This is a genomic window from Nonomuraea sp. NPDC049637, from assembly GCF_040675235.1.
Classification (GTDB): Bacteria; Actinomycetota; Actinomycetes; order Streptosporangiales; family Streptosporangiaceae; genus Nonomuraea.
The window spans coordinates 1-18,251 of the sequence record NZ_JBFAOM010000041.1 but is presented as its reverse complement, the minus strand read 5'-3'; the positions used below and the strand labels follow the sequence as shown (position 1 = coordinate 18,251).

Here is an 18,251-nt window from a genome sequence, read left to right as displayed (position 1 = left end):
CACCCGCGACCGGGGCGAGGACCCCGAGGGAGGAATGCGCCGTGCCTGGCGACAGCCGTACCGTTCTGCTGCTCTCCACCTCCGACACCGACCTGCTGAGCGCCCGCGCCTGCGGGGCGGGCTACCGTCTGGGCAATCCCGCCCGGCTGACCGCCGAGGACGTCCCCGGCCTGACGGAGGGCGCCGACCTGGTCGTGGTGCGCCTGCTGGGCGGGCGGCGGGCCTGGCCGGAAGGGCTCGACGCGCTGCTGGCCGGGCCCCGCCCGGTGGTGGTGCTGGGCGGGGAGCAGGCGCCCGACGCCGAGCTGATGGAGCTGTCCACCGTCAGCGGCGGGGTGTGCGCCGAGGCGCACGCCTACCTGGCCCATGGCGGCCCGGCCAACCTGGCCGAGCTGCACGCGTTCCTGTCCGACACCGTCCTGCTGACCGGGCACGGGTTCGAGCCGCCCGTCCCGGCCCCCACCTGGGGACGGCTGGACCGCCCCGCCAGGACCACCGGCGGTCCCGTGGTGGGGGTGCTCTACTACCGGGCCCACCACGTGGCGGGCAACACCGCGTTCGTCGAGGCGTTGTGCGACGCCGTCGAGGACGCGGGCGGGCAGGCGCTGCCGGTCTTCTGCTCGTCCCTGCGCGCGGCCGAGCCGGAGCTGCTGGACACGCTGCGCGCGGCGGACGCCCTGGTCGTCACGGTGCTGGCGGCGGGCGGCTCCCGTCCGGCCACCGCGGGGGCGGGCGGCGACGACGAGGCCTGGGACGTCGGCGCGCTGGCCGAGCTCGACGTGCCGATCCTGCAGGGACTCTGCCTGACCACCACCCGCCAGGCCTGGGAGGAGAACGACGACGGGCTGTCGCCGCTGGACGCCGCCTCGCAGGTGGCGATCCCGGAGTTCGACGGGCGGATCATCACGGTGCCGTTCTCGTTCAAGGAGATCGACCCCGACGGGCTGACCGTCTACGTCGCCGACCCCGAGCGGGCCGCCCGGGTGGCGGGCATCGCGGTGCGCCACGGCCTGCTGCGGCACACCCCTCCCGCCGAACGGCGGCTGGTGGTGATGTTGTCGGCGTACCCGACCAAGCACTCCCGCGTCGGCAACGCGGTCGGGCTGGACACCCCGGCGAGCACCGTCCGGCTGCTGGCCCGTCTCGCCGAGGCGGGGTACGACCTGGGCGACGGCTTCCCCGGCGTGGCCGACCAGGACGGCGACGCGCTCGTCCACGCGCTGATCGCCGCCGGCGGCCAGGACCAGGACTGGCTGACCGAGGAGCACCTGGCGGGCAACCCGGTCCGCATCTCCGCCGCCTCCTACGAACAGTGGTACCGGACGCTGCCCGCGGCCCTGCGCGAGGAGATGGAGCGCCACTGGGGGCCGCCGCCCGGAGAGTTGTTCGTGCACGAGGGCGAGGACGGGACCGACATCGTGCTGGCCGCGCTGCGGGCCGGGAACCTCGTGGTGATGGTGCAGCCGCCGCGCGGCTTCGGGGAGAACCCGATCGCCATCTACCACGACCCCGACCTGCCGCCCAGCCACCACTACCTGGCCGCCTACCGCTGGCTGTCGGCCGAGTTCGGCGCGCACGCGATGGTGCACGTCGGCAAGCACGGCAACCTGGAGTGGCTGCCCGGCAAGTCGGCGGGGATGTCGGCCGCGTGCGGCACCGACGCCGCCATCGGCGACCTGCCGCTGGTCTACCCCTTCCTGGTCAACGACCCGGGGGAGGGCACGCAGGCCAAGCGGCGCGCGCACGCCGTGCTGGTGGACCACCTGGTGCCGCCGATGGCCCGCGCCGACACCTACGGCGACATCGCCCGGCTGGAGCAGCTCCTGGACGAGCACGCCACGATCGCCGCCATGGACCCCGCCAAGCTGCCCGCGATCCGGGCGCAGATCTGGACGCTGATCCAGGCCGCCCGGCTCGACCACGACCTCGGGCTGGCCGACCGGCCGCACGACAGCGAGTTCGACGACCTCATCCTGCACGTGGACGGCTGGCTGTGCGAGGTGAAGGACGCGCAGATCCGCGACGGCCTGCACGTCCTCGGCCAGGCGCCCACCGGCCAGGTCCGGGTGGACCTGGTGCTGGCCATGCTGCGCGCCCGCCAGATGTGGGCCGGCCGGGAGACGCTGCCCGGCCTGCGCGAGGCGCTCGGCCTGGCCGAGGACGGCACGGCGGGGCTCGGCGACGTGGACCGCGCGGAGACGACCGCCCGCGCCCTGGTCGAGGCCATGGAGCAGCACGCCTGGGCCCCGGAGGCAGCCCCCGCCGTCGCCCGCGCGGTACTGGACGCGACACCCGGCCTCGCTCCCGACGCGTCGGACGGTACGCCCGGTGCCGCTCCCGCCGCATCGGTGGGCCGTGTGGCCGAGGGACGGGTGGAGCTGGTGGCGCGGGTGCTGGCGTTCGCCGCCGCCGAGATGGTGCCGCGCCTGGCCCGCACCACCGACGAGCTGGACCACGTCCTGCACGCCCTGGACGGCGGCTACGTGCCCGCCGGCCCCAGCGGCTCCCCGCTGCGCGGCCTGGTCAACGTGCTGCCGACCGGCCGCAACTTCTACTCCGTGGACCCCAGGGCGGTGCCCAGCCGCCTGGCCTGGGAGACCGGCCAGGCCATGGCGGAGTCGCTGCTGGAGCGCTACCGCGCCGACACCGGCGAGTGGCCGCGCTCGGTCGGGCTGTCGGTGTGGGGGACCAGCGCCATGCGCACGGCGGGCGACGACGTCGCCGAGGTGCTGGCCCTGCTCGGCGTCCGCCCCGAATGGGACGAGGCGTCGCGTCGCGTCATCCGCCTGGAGCCGATCCCGCTCGCCGAGCTGGGCCGCCCGCGCATCGACGTGACGGTCCGCATCAGCGGCTTCTTCCGCGACGCCTTCCCGCACGTGGTCGGCATGCTCGACGACGCCGTACGGCTGGTCGCGTCGCTGGCGGAGCCGGCCGAGGAGAACTACGTCCGCGCCCACGTGGCCGCGACCGGCGGCGACGAGCGGCTGGCCACCATGCGCGTCTTCGGCTCCGCGCCCGGCGCCTACGGGGCCGGGCTGCTGCCGCTCATCGACAGCCGCAACTGGCGCGACGACGCCGACCTGGCCGAGGTGTACGCCGTGTGGGGCGGCTACGCCTACGGCCGCGACCTCGACGGCGTCGCCGCCCGCCCCCAGATGGAGGACGCCTACCGCCGCATCGCCGTCGCCGCCAAGAACGTCGACACCCGCGAGCACGACATCGCCGACTCCGACGACTACTTCCAGTACCACGGCGGCATGATCGCCACCGTGCGGGCGCTCACCGGCAGGGCCCCGGCCGCCTACGTCGGCGACAGCACCCGTCCCGACGCCGTGCGCACCCGCACCCTGTCGGAGGAGACCTCACGGATCTTCCGCGCCAGGGTCGTCAACCCGCGCTGGCTGGCCGCCATGCGCCGCCACGGCTACAAGGGCGCCTTCGAGCTGGCCGCCACCGTCGACTACCTGTTCGGCTACGACGCCACCACCGGCGTGGTCGCCGACTGGATGTACGACAAGCTGACGGAGACGTACGTGCTCGACCCCGAGAACCAGGCGTTCATGGCCCGCTCGAACCCCTGGGCGCTGCACGGCATCGCCGAACGCCTCCTGGAGGCCGCCGAGCGCGGCATGTGGCAGCACCCCGACCCAGAGGTCCTGCGCGGCCTGCAGGAGGTCTACCTCAAGACCGAGGGCGACCTGGAGGACGACACCAGCCGCTGAGCCAGGCCGGGCGCGCCCGCCCAGTGAAGATGCAGGTAGGACGCGGTCACGCCGGGATCGCCGTACCCGTCGTGGCCGCCGTCCCAGCGGAACAGCGGCTCGCCCGCGTACGTGACGGCCGTCCGGTGGAACTCGTGCCCGCGCAGCCGCTCGCCCGTCCTGGTGAGCGGCGAGCGCCGCAGCGCGACGGCGTCCCGGTAGCCGAGCGTCAGCCGGGACGTCATCCGCGCCCGCCCGGGGACGCGCCCGCACATGCGCTGACCATCCAGTTCGTCGCACAGGTACAGCAGCCCCGCGCACTCGGCGGCGATCGGGCCGGGGAAGGCGGCGACCTGCTGCCGCAGGGGCTCGTTGGCGGCCAGTTCGGCGGCGTACACCTCCGGGAAGCCGCCGCCGATCACGATCGCGCCGGTCCCGTCCGGCAGCCGCGTGTCGCGCAGCGGGTCGAAGACGGCCACCTCCGCACCCGCCGCCCGCAACAGCTCGACCTGCTCGGCGTAGCCGAACGTGAACGCCGCCCCGCCGGCCACGGCCACCACCGGCCGCTCACGCGCAGCCCCCGCCACCTCCGGCTGGTCGCCCGCAGCCCCCCGCGCCTGCGGCCGGTCGCCCGTCGCGCCGGGCGCCGGCGGCGTCCAGGCGGGGCCGCCCAGCGGGGGAGCGGAGCGCGCCAGCCGCAGCAACGCGTCCAGGTCGCACGAACGCGCCACCAGCGCGGCCAGCCGGTCCACGGCGGCGACCGCCTCGGTCCGGCGCTCGGCGGCCGGCACCAGCCCCAGATGCCGGGAGGGGGTGGCCACGGCGTCGTCGCGGCGGATCGCCCCCAGCACCGGCACGCCCGCCGCCGCCAGCGCCGACCGGCACAACTCCTCGTGCCGGTCGGAGCCCACCCGGTTGAGCACCACCCCGCCCACCCGCACGTCCGGGTCGAAGGTGGCGAACCCGTGCACCACCGCCGCCACCGACCTGCTCTGCCGGGCCGCGTCCACGACCAGCACCACAGGCGCGTCCAGCAGCGTCGCGACGTGCGCGGTCGAGGCGAACCCGGTGTCCCCCCTGCCGTCGAACAGGCCCATCACGCCCTCGACCACCGCCACGTCGCACCCGGCCGCGCCGTGCAGGAACAGGGGGGCGACCAGCTCCTCCCCGACGAGCCACGGATCCAGGTTGCGGCCGGTACGGCCGGCGGCCAGCGCGTGATAGCCGGGGTCGATGTAGTCCGGCCCCACCTTGTGCGGCGAGACCCGCAGTCCGCGCGCCCGCAACGCCGCCATGAGCCCGGTGGCCACCGTCGTCTTGCCGCTGCCCGACGACGGCGCGGCGATCACCAGGCGCGGAACTACCACTCGATGCCCTTCTGCCCCTTCTGCCCGGCATCCATGGGGTGGCGTACCTTGCCCATCTCCGTCACCAGGTCGGCGACCTCGATCAGCCGTTCGGGCGCGTCCCTGCCGGTGATCACGACGTGCTGGCTGCCCGGCCGGTCCGTCAGCGTCTCCAGCACGTCGTCCAGATCCAGCCACCCCCACTTCAGCGGGTACGTGAACTCGTCCAGCACGTAGAACCGGTACGTCTGCGCCGCCAGGTCGCGCTTGATCTGCTCCCAGCCCTCACGGGCGTCGGCCGCGTGGTCCTCCTCGGCGCCGGGCCGCTGGATCCACGACCAGCCCTCGCCCATCTTGTGCCAGGTCACCGGGCCGCCCTCGCCCGTCTCACCGAGCACCCTGAGCGCGCGTTCCTCGCCGATGCGCCACTTGGCCGACTTCACGAACTGGAACACCCCGACCGGCCAGCCCTGGTTCCAGGCCCGTAACGCCATCCCGAAGGCGGCCGTGGACTTGCCCTTGCCCGGCCCGGTGTGCACCATCAGCAGCGGACGGGTCCGGCGCTGGCGCGTGGTCAGGCCGTCGTCGGGCACGACAGCCGGTTTTCCCTGAGGCATCCTCAGACCGCCTTCCTGTGGTCACGGACGACCGAACCGAGATCGGCCAGAGAGTCGAGAGGCACGAGCCGCGCGCGCAGCCGGGCGGCCAGCCGGACGGCCAGGCCGAGCCGGACCGGCCCGCCCTCGCAGTCCACGACCACTGACGTCGTGCCGGCCAGCAGCGCGGCGGCCCGGTCCACGTCACCGCCGGCGGTGGCCCGTCCGTCGGTGACCAGCACCAGCAGCGGACGCCTGGCGGGGTCGCGCAGCCGTTCCACCCGCAGCACCTCCGCCGCGCGCACCAGCCCCGCCGCCAGCGGCGTGCGGCCTCCGGTGGGCAGGGAGCGCAGCCGGGCCGCGCCCGCCTCCACCGACGAGGTCGGCGGCAGCGCCACCTCCGCGCCGGCGCCCCGGAACGTGATCAGTCCCACCTTGTCCCGCCGCTGGTAGGCGTCGAGGAGCAGGCTGAGCACGGCCGTCTTGACCGCGGTCATCCGCCTGCGCGCCGCCATCGAGCCGCTCGCGTCCACCACGAAGAGCACGAGGTTTCCCTCCCTGCCTTCGCGCACCACCTCGCGCAGGTCGTCGCCGCGCAGCGCCAGCCCGGGGCCCCGGTGGCCGCGTTCCCGCTGGTGGGGCGCCGCCGCCAGCAGCGTCGCCGGCAGGTGGAGGTCGCGTACGGGGCCGTGCGGGCGGCGCGCGCCGGCGCTCCGGCCGCGCCGGGTCCGGGACCGCGACCGCCGGCCCACCGCCCCCTCGCCGACCCCCGGCACCTCCAGCAGCGGCACCCGGTACGGCGCCGCCACGCCCGCCACCTGCGAGCCCACCTGTGAGGCCGCCTGAGATGCCGCCTCGGAGGCCGCCTGCGTGGCCGCCTGGGGCGCCGACGCTCGGGAGGCCGTCGCGCCCGTGGCGGGTGCCGCGTCCGGAGCGGGGTCCCCGGCCACCGGCGTCGCGTCCGCACGGGCGGCTGCGGACCCCGGCGGGTCGGCGGACGTCCGGCCGTCCGCCGGGGGCTCGCCGGCCGGGTGGTCCGGCGTGCCCGGTCCGGTGCCGTCGCCCGGTGGCGGCGTCCCCCCAGGTCCGCCGGCACCGCCGGGCCCGGAGTCAGGGCCGCCGTCCGGGCTGTCGTCCGGGGCGTCGTCGTCCGACGTGCGTTCCAGCAGTTCGTCGAGCAGCGCCTCGTCCAGCCCTGGAGCGTCGAACGGATCGCGCCGCCTGCGGTGCGGCAGCGACAGCCGGGCCGCGGCCCGCACGTCCTCGGTCGTCACCGTGTCGCGGCCCTGCCAGGCGGCGTGGGCGATCGCCGCGTTCGCCGTCACCAGGTCGGCACGCAGGCCGTCCACCTCGAAGGCCGCGCACACCGTCGCGATCTGCCGCAGCCGGGCGTCCGGCAACCGCACGTCCGGAACCCGGGACCGCGCGGCGGCGATGCGGGCCGCCAGCGCCGCTTCCTCTGCCGCCCATCGACGCGCGAACGCCGCCGCGTCCGCCTCGAAGGCCAGCCGCCGCCGCACCACCTCGGCGCGCTCCCGCGGGTCGCGGGACGCCCTGACCTCGACCGTCAGCCCGAACCTGTCCAGAAGCTGCGGACGCAGCTCGCCCTCCTCCGGGTTCATGGTGCCCACCAGCAGGAACCGGGCGGCATGGCGCACCGACACCGACTCGCGCTCGACGTAGCACGTGCCCAGCGCGGCCGCGTCGAGCAGCAGGTCCACGAGGTGGTCGTGCAGGAGGTTCACCTCGTCCACGTACAGGACGCCGCGGTGGGCGGCCGCCAGCAGCCCCGGCTCGAACGCCTTCACCCCCTCCGTCAGCGCCCGCTCCACGTCGAGCGAGCCGGCCAGCCGGTCCTCCGACGCGCCGACCGGCAGCTCCACCAGGGCGGCCGGCCGTTCCACCCGCCCGGCGCCCGGCCCGTGCGGCCCATCTGGGCACTCAGGGTCGGGGACGACGGGATCGCAGGCGAACCGGCACCCGGGCACCACGGCCACCGTCGGCAACTGGGCCGCCAGCGCCCGCACGATCGTGGACTTCGCCGTTCCCTTCTCGCCGCGTACGAGCACCCCGCCCACCCGGGGCGACACCGCGTTCAGCACCAGCGCCAGCTTCAGGTCGCCGAGCCCGACGACGGCGCTGAACGGATAGGTGACGATCAAGACTCAGCCTTCCGGTTGACGTGGACCACCCGCCAGCCGTCCCGCGCGACGGTCAGCTCGGTGGTGGACAGAGGGGCCAGGTCGAAACGGGCCGCGCGCAGCGGATCCAGCCCCAGGGCATGGCCGAGCGCCGCCCTGATGGCGCCCGCGTCGCAGACCACGACGGCCCGCGGCTCGTCCCGCACCGAGTCGAGCCAGCCCGCCACCCTGGCGGCGAGCGCGCTCAGCGACTCACCGCCGTGCGGGGCGGCGTGCGGGTCGGCCAGCCAGCTCGCCAGCGCGTCCGGCTCCTCCAGCGCGACCCGCCCGTACGGCAGGCCCCGCCACCGGCCGCAGTCCGCCTCCGCCAGGGCGGGAACCTCGCGGGCCGCCAGCCCCATGGCGGCGGCCGTCTGCCGCGCGGCCCTGCCGGGAGCGGTCCATGCCGCCGGCCCCTCGACGGAACCCCACGCGGCGGCCCTGGTCAGGCTCGCCGCGTCGGCGTCCTCGTCGGCGGGAAAGCAGCCGGCCCGCATCCCCGGCGTCGTGGCATGCCGGACGAACAGCACCTTGCTCAGCTCGGCGCCGCGACCAGCGGATGAGCCGCCGCGCGCCGTTCGGCCCGGTCGCTCGCCCAGCCGAACAGCACGCCGAACGCCGTCCAGAAGACGAGCTGCGTGCCGATCGAGGCGAGCCGGAACTCCCACAGCAGCGTGGCGGGGAACCCCTCGGGCACCTCATTGACCGCCGGCAACAACCACCACGCGGCGACGACGGGCACGAGGAACGCGACCGCCGCCGCCGTCCAGCGCGCCCACGGGCCACCCTCGACGCGCCGGGCCGTCGCCACCGCGATCGCCGTCGCCGCCAGCCCGACGAGGATCATCACCACGTAGAGCAGCGTGCGGCTGTTGATGGTGTCCGGATCGCCCACCGCAGGCGGGTTGGCCGGATACTTCACGAAGGGCACGAGGATGATCGCGGTGAACGCCGTGCCGGCCGCGGCCACCGCCAGCCGCCCGTCGGAACGCGGGCCGACCCGCCCGCGCAGCCCGGCGAACACCAGGGCGAACACCCCGCCCACGGCGAGCCCGTAGAGCCCGGTGGCCAGGAACAGCCCCGCCTTCTGCACGGGCCTGCTGACCACGGCGTCCTCGCCGTGACCGTGCTCGGCCGCTTCGGCGTGGCCGTGCTCGGCCGTCCCGGCGTCCGGATCGGGCGCCCCGGCCTGGGCGGCGGCCTCCTCCAGGGCGATCGCGTGGTCCACGCGAGGTTCACCGAAGGCGAAGGCGAAGGCGCCCGCGATCAGCCCGGCCAGCAGCCCGATGAGCAGACCTCTGGCCAGGAAGGTGCGTACCATGCCCCGGCCCTCAGTGGCAGGGCACGCCGAGCAGGTGACGCCCGTCGTGCATCAGCTCGTGCAGGAAGGTGCCGGTCTGGGAGATGGCGCCGTTGTCCATCAGAACCAGGTAGGCGACCAGCAGCAGCACGGGCACGGCCAGCAGCAGCCAAGGGCGCAGGCGGGGAAAGGGAATCGTCGACGGGGTGGACAGCCCGGTCATGTCAAGCCTCCTCAGGGGTCACGCGTCCCATATCACGAGGTCACGGCTGCCAAGCGACCTGGCTCCCGGGATCTGCGTCCCGGATACAGTGGCGCGTCCGCACCGGCATCTCACCGGATTTCCCTTGGACAACCGTGAAATCTACCGGAACGTATCCTTTCCTCACGTTCGCGTCAACAGGCGCCCGGTGACCCTCCGTCACCTGCCGCTACGCCTCGTGCCTTTGTGAAAGGCCCAGAATTCTACCTCGCCGAGTGGACGGATTTAGCCTGCGTTGGCAATTCGACCGCATATCCACAGCCGCGTCGGGCATCGAGCGAAGGAGGAGGATCCGGTGCCATGAATGTTGCCCGCGACGTACGCGACCGCTATACGGACGCGTTCAACGCCCACGACATGAAGGCACTGCTCAGCACTTTCAGCCCGACCGGGGTGTCCATCAGCCCCGAAGGCGTTTCCCAGGGACACGCCGAGCTGGCCTCCTATCTGGAGGAGTTCTGGACGGCGTTCCCCGACGTCCGGGCCGTGATCACGGAGTCCTCCGAGGGCGAGGCCACGACCGTCGACGAGCTTCTCATGGTGGGAACTCACCGAGGGCCGTACGCCATGGCCGACGGTCAGGTGCTGACCGCGACGGGTCGTCCCCTTCGTTTGCGTTGCTGTTATGTCTGCACGGTGGAAGACGGGCTCATAACGAGTCTGCGCCTCTATTTCGATCAATTGGAGTTGCTCACCCAGCTCTCCGCCTCGGTGACTCTGCAGCGCCCTTGACGAATTGCCCGACGCGATCCCGCGCCCGCCCGTCCTGCACCTGACAGAGGTACCTTCAGCAGGGCTCTGGTTGATCTTCACGGCCGGCCGCACGCTGGCCGCATGACGACCGAAACCCACGACATGACCGCCGCCGGCACGACCCCGCGATGGGGGCCGCGCGGCTGGCTCGTCCTCATCACGTTGTGCGGCGCGACGTTGATGACCGGGCTGGACTACTCGATCATCACGGTGGCGCTGCCGGAGATCGGCAGGGACCTCGGCTTCTCCTCCGCCTCGGCGCTGCAGTGGGTGGCCACCGCCTGCCTGCTGCCGACGGCCGCGTTGATGCCCTTGTTCGGACGCGCGTCCGACATGGTGGGCAGGCGCCGGTTGTTCGTCATCGGCGTGGCGGCGTTCTCGGCGTTCTCGTTGCTGGCCGGGCTGGCGCCGACCCCGGGGCTGCTGGTGGCGGCCCGCGCGGGACAGGGCGTGGCCGCGGCCATGATCGGCCCGACCGCGCTGGCGCTGATGACCGGCACGTTCCAGGAAGGGCCGCAGCGCACCAGGGCGCTGGGCGTCAACGGCGCCCTGCTGTCGCTGGGCTTCGTCGTCGGGACGATCGGCGGCGGCCTCATCACCAGCGGACTGAACTGGCGCTGGACGATGCTCGTCCTGTTCGGCATCGGCGTCCTGGTCATGACGGGCGCGGTGACGGCGGTGCGCCAGACGGCCGTACGCGGCCGCGCCAGGCTCGACGTGCCCGGCGCGACGTGCCCGGCGCGCTCCTGGCGAGCGGCGGCCTGTTCGCCCTGGTCTACGGCATCTCGACCGGCGGGTCGGCGGGCTGGGGCAGCCTGCCGACGCTGGCGACGCTGACGGCCGCGGCCCTGGTCGCGGGCGGCTTCGCGGCCAGGATGATCAGCACGCGCGGGACGGCGGCGACCATCGTCACCGGCCTGACCGTGCAGGCCGCCGGCACCGCCGCCATGGTGTTCCTGCCGGCCCAGGGCGGCCTGGTCCTGCTGCTGGCGACGTCGGCCACCATGGGGTTCGGGCACGTCCTGACGGTGGTGGCCGCCGTCACGACCATCACGTCCGGGCTGGACGAGGCCGACCAGGGCGTGGCGGGAAGCCTCGCCCAGATGCCCACCTTCGTCGGCGCCGTCGGCGTGGCGGGGCTCACCGCGATCGCCGCCGCCCGTACGGAAGCGCTCGCCTCCGCCGCCACCGAGGCGTCGGCCACCCTCGGCGGCCTGCACGCCGCCTTCCTGGTGGCCGGCGCCGTGGCGCTGACCGGCGCATTCGTCGGCGGCGCCCTGCTGCGCCGCCCCGCCCCGGCCGCGTGACCGTGCTTCCGAGGCCCTACGGTGAGACGGCGGCGGCCAGCTCGGCCAGCCGCCGCAACCGTTCCTCCGACGGCGAACCCGCCTCGGCCTGGAAGACCGTCACGCCCTGCCCTTCGTCGTCGGGCGTGCGCAGCAGCTCGGCGGTGAGGGTCATGACGCCCACCTCCGGATGCCGGTAGTCGCGCGAGATCGAGGCGCAGTTGCTCACCGGGTGCTCGGTCCACATCGAGCGGAACTCAGGACTGAGCGCCAGCAGCTCCTTGACCAGCGCGGTCAGCCCTTCGTCGGTGGGGAACCGGCTCAGGGAGGCCCTCCAGGTAGGCGATGTCGTCGCGGGCCTTCTGCGTCCAGTCGCCATACAGCCCGCGGGAGAACTCCAGCTCCAGGAAGTCGAGGCGGACGAAGTTCGGCTTCTCCTCCCCTTCGAAGGGCCAGTGCGGGGCGAGCAGCGCATGCGCCGGACGGTTCCAGGCCAGGATGTCGCCCCGCCGGCCGACCGCGATCGCGGGCCGGTCGGTGAAGGCGTCGACCATCAGCCTGATGCCGGGACGCAGCTGCTCCGGCTTGGCCTTCGCCCCGGCGCGGGCGGCCCTGGCCAGCCGGTGCAGATGGGCCAGCTCGTCGTCGTCCAGCCGCAGGACGCGGGCCACGGCGTCCAGGACGTCGTCGGAGACGTTGGGGCTCTGCCCCTGCTCCAGGCGGGTGTAGTAGCCGACGCTGACTCCGGCCAGCGGCGCCAGCTCCTCCCTGCGCAGCCCCGCGACGCGCCGATGCCTGACCCCTGAGCTCAGGCCCACGTCCTCAGGCCGCAGCCGGGCCCGTCGAGACCGCAGGAACATACCAAGCGCAGAAGCGGGATACATAGCACCAAGCCTGCCAAACTCCCCACCCTTCCCTGCCGGGTGGGGTCAGACGGCGATCGGGGCTTCGTGTTCGGCGTCCTTCGGCGAGGTCCGCGGGCGGGGAAGGACGAGGTAGGTGAGGGCCAGTCCGATCAGGCTCAGGGCCGCGCCCGCCAGGCCGGTCCACCGCAGGGCGCCGGCGGCGACGATCGTGCCGCCGATGACCGAGCCGGCTGCGGCCCCGAGGTTGAAGGCGCCGACGTTGGCGGAGACCGCCAGGTTCGGGGCGGCGCCCGCGTGGTGCAGGATCAGTCCCTGCAGCGGGGCGATGGTCGCGGTGGCGAGCAGGCCGAGCATCAGGACCGCGGCCACGGCGGCAGGCTGCCACACCACGGCGAACGGGACCAGCAGGAGCGTCCCCGCCAGCCCGCCGAAGACCCCCCGTACGGTGGCGCTCATCGACTTGTCGGTCAGCCTGCCGGCAGTGAGGTTGCCGATGAAGCTGCCCGCGCCGTAGGCGAGCAGCAGGCCGGAGACCGCCGCGGCGGAGAAGCCGGAGACGCGGGTCAGCAGCGGGGCGATGTAGGTGAACACCGTGGCGACCCCGGAGAAGCCCACCGCGGTGGTGGCGATGGCGAGCATGACCGGCCGGCGCGTCACCACGCGCAGCTCGTCCCGCAGCCGCGTGGACGGCGCCTCCTGCCGGGGCAGGACGGCCGCCAGAAGCACGGTGCCCACCAGGGACAGAACGGTCAGCACGGCGAAGGGCGCCCGCCAACCGGCGCTCTCCCCGAGCAGCGCGCCCAGAGGCACGCCGAGGAGCGTGGCCACGGTGAAGCCGGAGGCCACGGTGGCGATGGCCGAGCCCGTCCGCTCGGCCGGGACCACCCGGGTCGCCGTCACCAGCGCCAGAGCCAGGAAGGCGGCGTGGCTGAGCGAGGACACCACGCGGCCCGCCAGCAGCAGGCCGAACGACGGCGCCGCCGCGCTGATCGCGCTGCCCACCGCGAACAGCAGCATCAGGCCCATGGCGAGCCCCTTGCGCGGCAGACGCGAGGTCAGCAGGGCCATGAGCGGCCCCCCGGCCACCACTCCGAGCGCATAGGCGGTCACCGCCTGCCCGGCGGTGCCCACGGAGACGTCGAGATCAGCTCCGACCTGGGGCAGCAACCCGGCGATCAGGTACTCCGAGGTGCCCACGACGAAGACGCTTGAGCACAATGCCGCGAGCGTCGCGAAACCCTTGTCCATCTTCATGGCGTAGACGCTAAAGTCTCACATCGATATGAGAGTCAAGGCAGGCCGGGGGGATGACCGGCTCGCCGTCAGGAGGTCGTCGTGCGCATCGGTGAGCTGTCCCGGCGGACCGGCGTGGCCGTCCACCTGCTGCGCTACTACGGGGAACAGGGTCTGCTGCACCCGCAGCGGCGCCCCAGCGGCTACCGGGAGTACGCCGAGGAGGACGTCGCCGTCGTCCGCCGCATCCGCAGCCTGCTGGCCGCCGGCCTGAACACCTCGACGATCATGACGGTCCTGCCGTGCCTGCGGGACGCCGGCGACCGCCTCGTCCCCACCTGCCCGGACCTGCTCGCCGACCTCCACCAGGAGCGCGACCGCATCGCCCAGGCCATCAGCGACCTCCAGGCCTCCATGGACGCGCTCGACGACGTCATCGCCGCCGCCCCGGCCGACATCACTCGCCGGGCCCTGGCCTCGCTCGGCGGCTGAATCCTCTGTCGTGCTGACACGGCACGGGGAAGATCGTGAGGATGTGGGCATGAGTACATCACAGTCCTCCGCCGGCCGCGGGTCCGGGCCGGACACGACCTCAGGCGGGCCGGGGGATAGCGCCGGCGCAGCGTCCCACACCTCCGGGTCTGCCCCGGATCACCGCTACTTGCTGGACAACGCCCGGGCGGAGGCGGGCGAGCGGTTCACCTGGCTGGCCGAGCTGTTCGACGGCGTCACCCGGGGGCACCTCGACCGGCTCGGCCTGACGGCGGGCTGGCATTGCTGGGAAGTCGGCGCGGGCGGCCCCGGCATTCCCGAGGCGCTCGTCACGGCCGTCGGGCCGACCGGTTACGTGCTGGCCACGGACATCGATCCCTCCTGGCTGGACCCGCACGCCGGGTACGAGGTGCTCCGGCACGACGTCGCCGCCGACCCGCCGCCGCAGCCGGGCACGTTCGACCTGGTGCACGCCCGGCTCGTGCTCGTCCACGTGCCCGACCGGGCGCGGGCGCTGGCGACGATGGCGGCGGCGCTGCGTCCCGGTGGCCGGCTGCTGATCGAGGACGCCGACACCGAGCTGCAGCCGCTGGCCTGCCTCGACGAGGTCGGCCCGGCACAGCGGCGCGCCAACCGGCTGCGGCGCGCCGTCCGGGAGTTGCTGACCCGTCGCGGCGCCGACCTGCGCTACGGCCGTACGCTGCCGCGGGCGTTGCGGGCGGCCGGCCTGGTCGACGTCGCGGCGGCCGGCTGCTTCCCGGTCGGCGGGGTGGCCTGCGACCGGCTGGAGGCCGCGACGGTGCGCATGGTCCGCGCCGAGTTGCTCGCCGCCGGTCTGGCCGACGACGCCGAGATCGACGCGCACCTGGCCGCCGTCGAGGCCGGCGAGCTCGATCTCACCCTCGCGCCGCTGATCTCGGCATGGGGACGCCGCCCGCAACAGCCCGGGGCGCCCGAACCGCGATGAGCCGTGGTGAGACTCGGCTCCCCGGTGGTCGTCAGGGACGGGAAGTTGCTGCGGAAGGCGCCGCGGGGGCCGCCGACCGGCCGGAGCCGGCGGGCCGTCAGCGGATCGCGCACAGGGCCCGGACGGCATTGAGAAATCGTTGAGCCGGGGGACGCACCATTCGCGTCATGAGCTACGTCGAGGTGGGATGCCGGGTTCTGCTGGTCACCGTCTTCGCGCTCACACTGTGGGGCAAGATCTCCGGGCGTGAGCCGTGGGCGCGGTTCGTCAGGTCGGTCGGGGACATGACGCCGTGGCGCTCGAACGCCGTCCTGGTAGCGGTCGCGGTCGTCGTGGGGGAGGGCGCGGTGATCGTGCTGGTGGCGACGCCCCTCCGGTGGGCGGCGGTGCTGGGGTTCGCGCTGGCGGCGGCGCTGCTCGCCTCCTTCGCCGTCGCCACCGCCCTCGTCGTACGGCGGGGCGCGGCCGTACCGTGCCGCTGCTTCGGCGGCGACTCGCGGACGCCCATGGGGTGGACGCACGTCGTCCGCGACCTCGTCCTCATGGCGCCGGCCGTACTCGGTCTCGTGGCATCGTCGTCCTCCGGGGTCGCCGACGTGGGGATGGCATTGATCGCGGGCGTCTCCGGCGCCGCCTTCGGCCTGCTGATCACCCGTACGGACGATAACCTCATCGACGCGTGGCCAAGGCGACCAGGAAAAGGGACCGGTGAAGTACGCAATGTGTGAGCCGAAGCACGAACAGCCGCTCACCGCCCTCGAAAAGGTCGATGCGCCAGGAGCGACGATTTCGATTCTGTCCCGCATCGATTACCGCATCGAAGACATCGGCCGACTTCTCGAAGAGGGACGCAAGGCTTACCGACGGTTACAGCCTGACGCAGGCCCGGAAGAAGTCAATGACGCCGTACCGGACGTGCAGAGCGCCATTTACGAGATCATGCACGCGAACGGCGATCGAATCCCCTTCCCCTTCCCTTCCGGGGTGCCGATCGCGGGCGTCACCTGGTTTCTGGAAGTGGATGAGGCGTTGGGGAAAGACATGCACAGTTCGCCGGAGGAGCCGTTCGGGATCGGCTGCAACACCGAGGACGGCGAGCTCATTTATCAGCACCGCGACATTTATCACCTGACGGCAGAGGCGCTGGAGTCAGCGAGCGAGCCCGGCCTCCGCCTCGGAGAGTGAGTCCGCCGCGCGCCGACCACCTTTACGGCATGACCCCGGACGGTGACGGCGGCTACCGCCGAAGTTGCAGCCGGACAAGCCGCCGTACGGCCGTTGATAGACGAAAAATCTCTATTTTTCGCCGTATTTCACGAGCTCAGGGCCATTGATAGCGTCAGCCGCGCAACACGGAGCGATCCTGGAGGCCAGTGTGGTCATGCGATGGTTGTCAGCACTCATGCTGGTCTTCTCCGGGATCCTCGTGGTGGCGGGGGCGCCCCCGGCCGCCGCCGCGTCGGTTCAGCCGGGACCGGGCCAGTTCTACGGAGTCCGGGCCCGGGTGCTGAGCAACGTGTCGGTCGCGGCGGGGGCCACCACCACGGTCAAGGTGGCGGGGGTGGGCGCGGTGCCCGCGAGCGGGGTCGCGAGCGTCGCGGTGAACTTCGCGGCCAAGGGCGCGAGCGCGGCGGGCGGCCTCATCGTCTTCCCCTCCGACCTGGCCGCGGCGCCCGCGGTGACGGGCACCCGCTACCGGTCCGGCGTGTGGGACGACCAGCTCGTGACGGTCAAGCTCGGCCCGGACGGCGCGCTCAAGGTCAAGAACACCGGCACGGCCGCCGTCAACGTCTACGCCGACGTGCACGGGTACTACACCGCGACGGCCGCCGCGACGGCGGGAGCCCGGTACGTGCCGCTGGACACGGGCCGGGTCATCGGCAACCAGACCGTCGCGGCCAACTCGACCGCCACGTTCGCGGTGGCGGGGGTGGGCGGCGTGCCGGCCTCCGGGGTGGCGTACGTGGCGCTGACGTTCGCGGTGAAGAGCACCGGGTCCGGCAAGATGATCGCCTACCCGTCCGGCGGCACGCTGCCCGTCGGGTCGAACATCGACTACCGGCCGTCCTACTTCCAGTCGAACCTGGTCATCGCGGCCCTCGGCACGGACGGCAAGATCGCCGTCAACAACAACGGGGCCGCCGCGCTGACGGTGTACGCCGACGTCGCGGGCTACTTCGCGACGCCCGCCGCCACGGTCGCCTCCTCGATCTTGGCGCCCGTCGCCCCGTCACGGACCCTCACCTCCGTGACGGTGGCGGCGGGCGCCTCGTACACGGTCGCCCCGCTGGGCAAGGGCGGTGTGCCGGCCTCCGGGGTGAGCGCGGTCGGCGTGAACATCACCGCCAAGGGCACGGCGAACGGCCTGCTGCGCGTCCACCCCACGGGCCAGTCGAGCATCCCGGGCGGCGGCTCGATCGCGTACCAGCCGAACGACTTCTGGTCGAGCCTGGTGCCGGTGAAGGTCGGCACCGGCGGCACGTTCGTGATCCTGAACACCGGCACGGCGAGCGTGAGCGTGACCGTCGACACCTTCGACTACTACGCGTCGGCGTCCGTGCCGTCCGCCCCGGCCGGCGTGAGCGCGTCGGCGGGCGACGCGTCGGCGACCGTCTCCTGGCAGCGTCCCGCGGACGGCGGCGCGCCGATCACCGGGTACACGGTCACCGCCGCCCCCGGTGGCAGGACCGCGACGGTCTCCGGCGACCTGCTGAAGGCCACGGTCACCGGCCTGGCCAACGGCACCGCGTACACCTTCACCGTGACCGCCGCCAACGCGGTGGGCAGTTCGGCGAAGTCGGCCGCGTCCGCGCCGGTGACGCCGGCCGGGGCGGTCACCCGTCCCTCGCCGCCGCTCGGGGTGTCCGCGACGCCGGGCGACCGCACGGCGAAGGTCACCTGGCGCGCGCCCGCCTCCGACGGCGGCTCGGCGATCACCGGGTACGTCGTGACGGCCTCACCCGGCGGCGCCACCGTGAACACGACGGACACGCAGGCCACGGTCACCGGCCTGACCAACAGCACCGCGTACACCTTCACCGTCACGGCGGCCAACGCGAGCGGGGTCTCCGACGCCTCCGCGCCCGCCGACCCGGTCACCCCCGGCGTCGCCGGCCGGCCCGGCCGCCCGTTCGTCACCGGCGTGTACGGCAGGGACGGCGCGGTACGCGTCACCTGGGCGCCGCCCGAGACCGGCGCCGCGGGCGTGACCGGCTACGTCGTGACGGCCTCACCCGGCGGCGCCACCGTGAACACGACGGACACGCAGG

18 protein-coding genes and 1 riboswitch are annotated in these 18,251 nt (G+C 73.8%); of the genes, 9 read left to right on the top strand and 9 right to left on the bottom strand.

Going from position 1 to position 18,251, the window contains the following annotated elements:
• Nucleotides 1–41 precede the first annotated feature (41 nt).
• On the top strand, nucleotides 42–3,722 hold the full coding sequence (gene cobN, locus AB0J71_RS38330) for a cobaltochelatase subunit CobN (protein WP_364392001.1): 3,681 nt from the start codon (nucleotides 42–44) through the stop codon (nucleotides 3,720–3,722).
• Here the strand turns inward: cobN and AB0J71_RS38325 are convergent.
• The 6 genes from AB0J71_RS38325 to AB0J71_RS38300 are packed head-to-tail and all read right to left on the bottom strand — an operon-like array spanning nucleotide 3,677 to nucleotide 9,346.
• A complete protein-coding gene (locus AB0J71_RS38325; protein WP_352330743.1) occupies nucleotides 3,677–5,053 on the bottom strand; it encodes a cobyrinate a,c-diamide synthase in 1,377 nt (458 codons plus the stop codon). The genes cobN and AB0J71_RS38325 overlap by 46 nt on opposite strands.
• A gap of 8 nt (nucleotides 5,054–5,061) precedes the next feature.
• Nucleotides 5,062–5,664 carry a cob(I)yrinic acid a,c-diamide adenosyltransferase gene (cobO, locus tag AB0J71_RS38320; RefSeq protein WP_352330740.1) on the bottom strand — a complete coding sequence of 201 codons (603 nt, stop codon included), beginning with the start codon at nucleotides 5,662–5,664 and terminating at the stop codon, nucleotides 5,062–5,064.
• A 2-nt stretch (nucleotides 5,665–5,666) separates the two neighbouring features.
• Nucleotides 5,667–7,805 carry a VWA domain-containing protein gene (locus AB0J71_RS38315; protein ID WP_364418973.1) on the bottom strand — a complete coding sequence of 713 codons (2,139 nt, stop codon included), beginning with the start codon at nucleotides 7,803–7,805 and terminating at the stop codon, nucleotides 5,667–5,669.
• On the bottom strand, nucleotides 7,802–8,353 hold the full coding sequence (locus AB0J71_RS38310; RefSeq protein WP_352320004.1) for a histidine phosphatase family protein: 552 nt from the start codon (nucleotides 8,351–8,353) through the stop codon (nucleotides 7,802–7,804). Before AB0J71_RS38310 ends, AB0J71_RS38315 begins: the two co-directional genes overlap by 4 nt.
• Before the next feature lie 5 nt (nucleotides 8,354–8,358).
• Nucleotides 8,359–9,144, bottom strand: coding sequence for a CbtA family protein (locus AB0J71_RS38305; RefSeq protein WP_364418971.1), 786 nt, complete (start codon nucleotides 9,142–9,144; stop codon nucleotides 8,359–8,361).
• Nucleotides 9,145–9,154: 10 nt separating this feature from the next.
• Nucleotides 9,155–9,346: a CbtB domain-containing protein gene (locus AB0J71_RS38300; RefSeq protein ID WP_352320001.1), complete on the bottom strand. Its 192-nt coding sequence runs from the start codon at nucleotides 9,344–9,346 to the stop codon at nucleotides 9,155–9,157.
• 34 nt (nucleotides 9,347–9,380) lie between these two features.
• Nucleotides 9,381–9,510: riboswitch (cobalamin riboswitch) on the bottom strand.
• 175 nt (nucleotides 9,511–9,685) lie between these two features.
• Here AB0J71_RS38300 and AB0J71_RS38295 point away from each other — a divergent pair.
• From AB0J71_RS38295 to AB0J71_RS38285, 3 genes are all read left to right on the top strand, one after another.
• The gene (locus tag AB0J71_RS38295) at nucleotides 9,686–10,117 is read left to right on the top strand and encodes a nuclear transport factor 2 family protein (RefSeq protein ID WP_364418969.1); all 432 of its coding nucleotides are present in this window, start codon (nucleotides 9,686–9,688) and stop codon (nucleotides 10,115–10,117) included.
• A 102-nt stretch (nucleotides 10,118–10,219) separates the two neighbouring features.
• Nucleotides 10,220–10,975 carry an MFS transporter gene (locus AB0J71_RS38290; RefSeq protein WP_364418967.1) on the top strand — a complete coding sequence of 252 codons (756 nt, stop codon included), beginning with the start codon at nucleotides 10,220–10,222 and terminating at the stop codon, nucleotides 10,973–10,975.
• The gene (locus AB0J71_RS38285) at nucleotides 10,870–11,445 is read left to right on the top strand and encodes a hypothetical protein (RefSeq protein WP_364418965.1); all 576 of its coding nucleotides are present in this window, start codon (nucleotides 10,870–10,872) and stop codon (nucleotides 11,443–11,445) included. The genes AB0J71_RS38290 and AB0J71_RS38285 overlap by 106 nt, the downstream gene beginning before the upstream one ends.
• A 16-nt stretch (nucleotides 11,446–11,461) precedes the next feature.
• Here the strand turns inward: AB0J71_RS38285 and AB0J71_RS38280 are convergent, their stop codons facing one another.
• The 3 genes from AB0J71_RS38280 to AB0J71_RS38270 all read right to left on the bottom strand — a co-directional run bounded on the left by AB0J71_RS38280 (nucleotide 11,462) and on the right by AB0J71_RS38270 (nucleotide 13,544).
• Nucleotides 11,462–11,698, bottom strand: coding sequence for a hypothetical protein (locus AB0J71_RS38280; RefSeq protein WP_364419044.1), 237 nt, complete (start codon nucleotides 11,696–11,698; stop codon nucleotides 11,462–11,464).
• Nucleotides 11,682–12,284 carry a helix-turn-helix domain-containing protein gene (locus AB0J71_RS38275; RefSeq protein WP_364418963.1) on the bottom strand — a complete coding sequence of 201 codons (603 nt, stop codon included), beginning with the start codon at nucleotides 12,282–12,284 and terminating at the stop codon, nucleotides 11,682–11,684. Before AB0J71_RS38275 ends, AB0J71_RS38280 begins: the two co-directional genes overlap by 17 nt.
• Nucleotides 12,285–12,353: 69 nt before the next feature.
• Nucleotides 12,354–13,544, bottom strand: a complete 1,191-nt coding sequence (locus AB0J71_RS38270; RefSeq protein WP_364418961.1) for an MFS transporter — start codon at nucleotides 13,542–13,544, stop codon at nucleotides 12,354–12,356.
• 81 nt (nucleotides 13,545–13,625) lie between these two features.
• On the opposite strand from AB0J71_RS38270, the gene AB0J71_RS38265 reads away from it, so the two are divergent.
• The 5 genes from AB0J71_RS38265 to AB0J71_RS38245 form a co-directional block, all read left to right on the top strand.
• A complete protein-coding gene (locus AB0J71_RS38265; protein ID WP_364418959.1) occupies nucleotides 13,626–14,015 on the top strand; it encodes a MerR family transcriptional regulator in 390 nt (129 codons plus the stop codon).
• A gap of 169 nt (nucleotides 14,016–14,184) precedes the next feature.
• Nucleotides 14,185–14,982, top strand: a complete 798-nt coding sequence (locus AB0J71_RS38260; RefSeq protein ID WP_364418957.1) for a methyltransferase domain-containing protein — start codon at nucleotides 14,185–14,187, stop codon at nucleotides 14,980–14,982.
• A gap of 167 nt (nucleotides 14,983–15,149) precedes the next feature.
• Nucleotides 15,150–15,710 (top strand): MauE/DoxX family redox-associated membrane protein, encoded by a 561-nt coding sequence (locus tag AB0J71_RS38255; protein WP_364418955.1) that lies wholly within the window; start codon nucleotides 15,150–15,152, stop codon nucleotides 15,708–15,710.
• Nucleotides 15,691–16,167, top strand: coding sequence for a hypothetical protein (locus tag AB0J71_RS38250; protein ID WP_364418953.1), 477 nt, complete (start codon nucleotides 15,691–15,693; stop codon nucleotides 16,165–16,167). The genes AB0J71_RS38255 and AB0J71_RS38250 overlap by 20 nt, the downstream gene beginning before the upstream one ends.
• A 196-nt stretch (nucleotides 16,168–16,363) precedes the next feature.
• On the top strand, nucleotides 16,364–18,251 hold a 1,888-nt coding region (locus AB0J71_RS38245; protein WP_364418951.1), incomplete at its 3' end, for a fibronectin type III domain-containing protein.

Excerpts from the sequence above, each read along its gene's own strand:
- AB0J71_RS38270 (WP_364418961.1), bottom strand. The coding sequence starts at position 13,544 with ATGAAGATGGACAAGGGTTTCGCGACGCTCGCGGCATTGTGCTCAAGC.
- AB0J71_RS38305 (WP_364418971.1), bottom strand. The coding sequence starts at position 9,144 with ATGGTACGCACCTTCCTGGCCAGAGGTCTGCTCATCGGGCTGCTGGCC.
- cobO (WP_352330740.1), bottom strand. The coding sequence starts at position 5,664 with ATGCCTCAGGGAAAACCGGCTGTCGTGCCCGACGACGGCCTGACCACG.
- AB0J71_RS38290 (WP_364418967.1), top strand. The coding sequence starts at position 10,220 with ATGACGACCGAAACCCACGACATGACCGCCGCCGGCACGACCCCGCGA.
- AB0J71_RS38275 (WP_364418963.1), bottom strand. The coding sequence starts at position 12,284 with ATGTTCCTGCGGTCTCGACGGGCCCGGCTGCGGCCTGAGGACGTGGGC.
- AB0J71_RS38255 (WP_364418955.1), top strand. The coding sequence starts at position 15,150 with ATGAGCTACGTCGAGGTGGGATGCCGGGTTCTGCTGGTCACCGTCTTC.
- AB0J71_RS38295 (WP_364418969.1), top strand. The coding sequence starts at position 9,686 with ATGAATGTTGCCCGCGACGTACGCGACCGCTATACGGACGCGTTCAAC.
- AB0J71_RS38300 (WP_352320001.1), bottom strand. The coding sequence starts at position 9,346 with ATGACCGGGCTGTCCACCCCGTCGACGATTCCCTTTCCCCGCCTGCGC.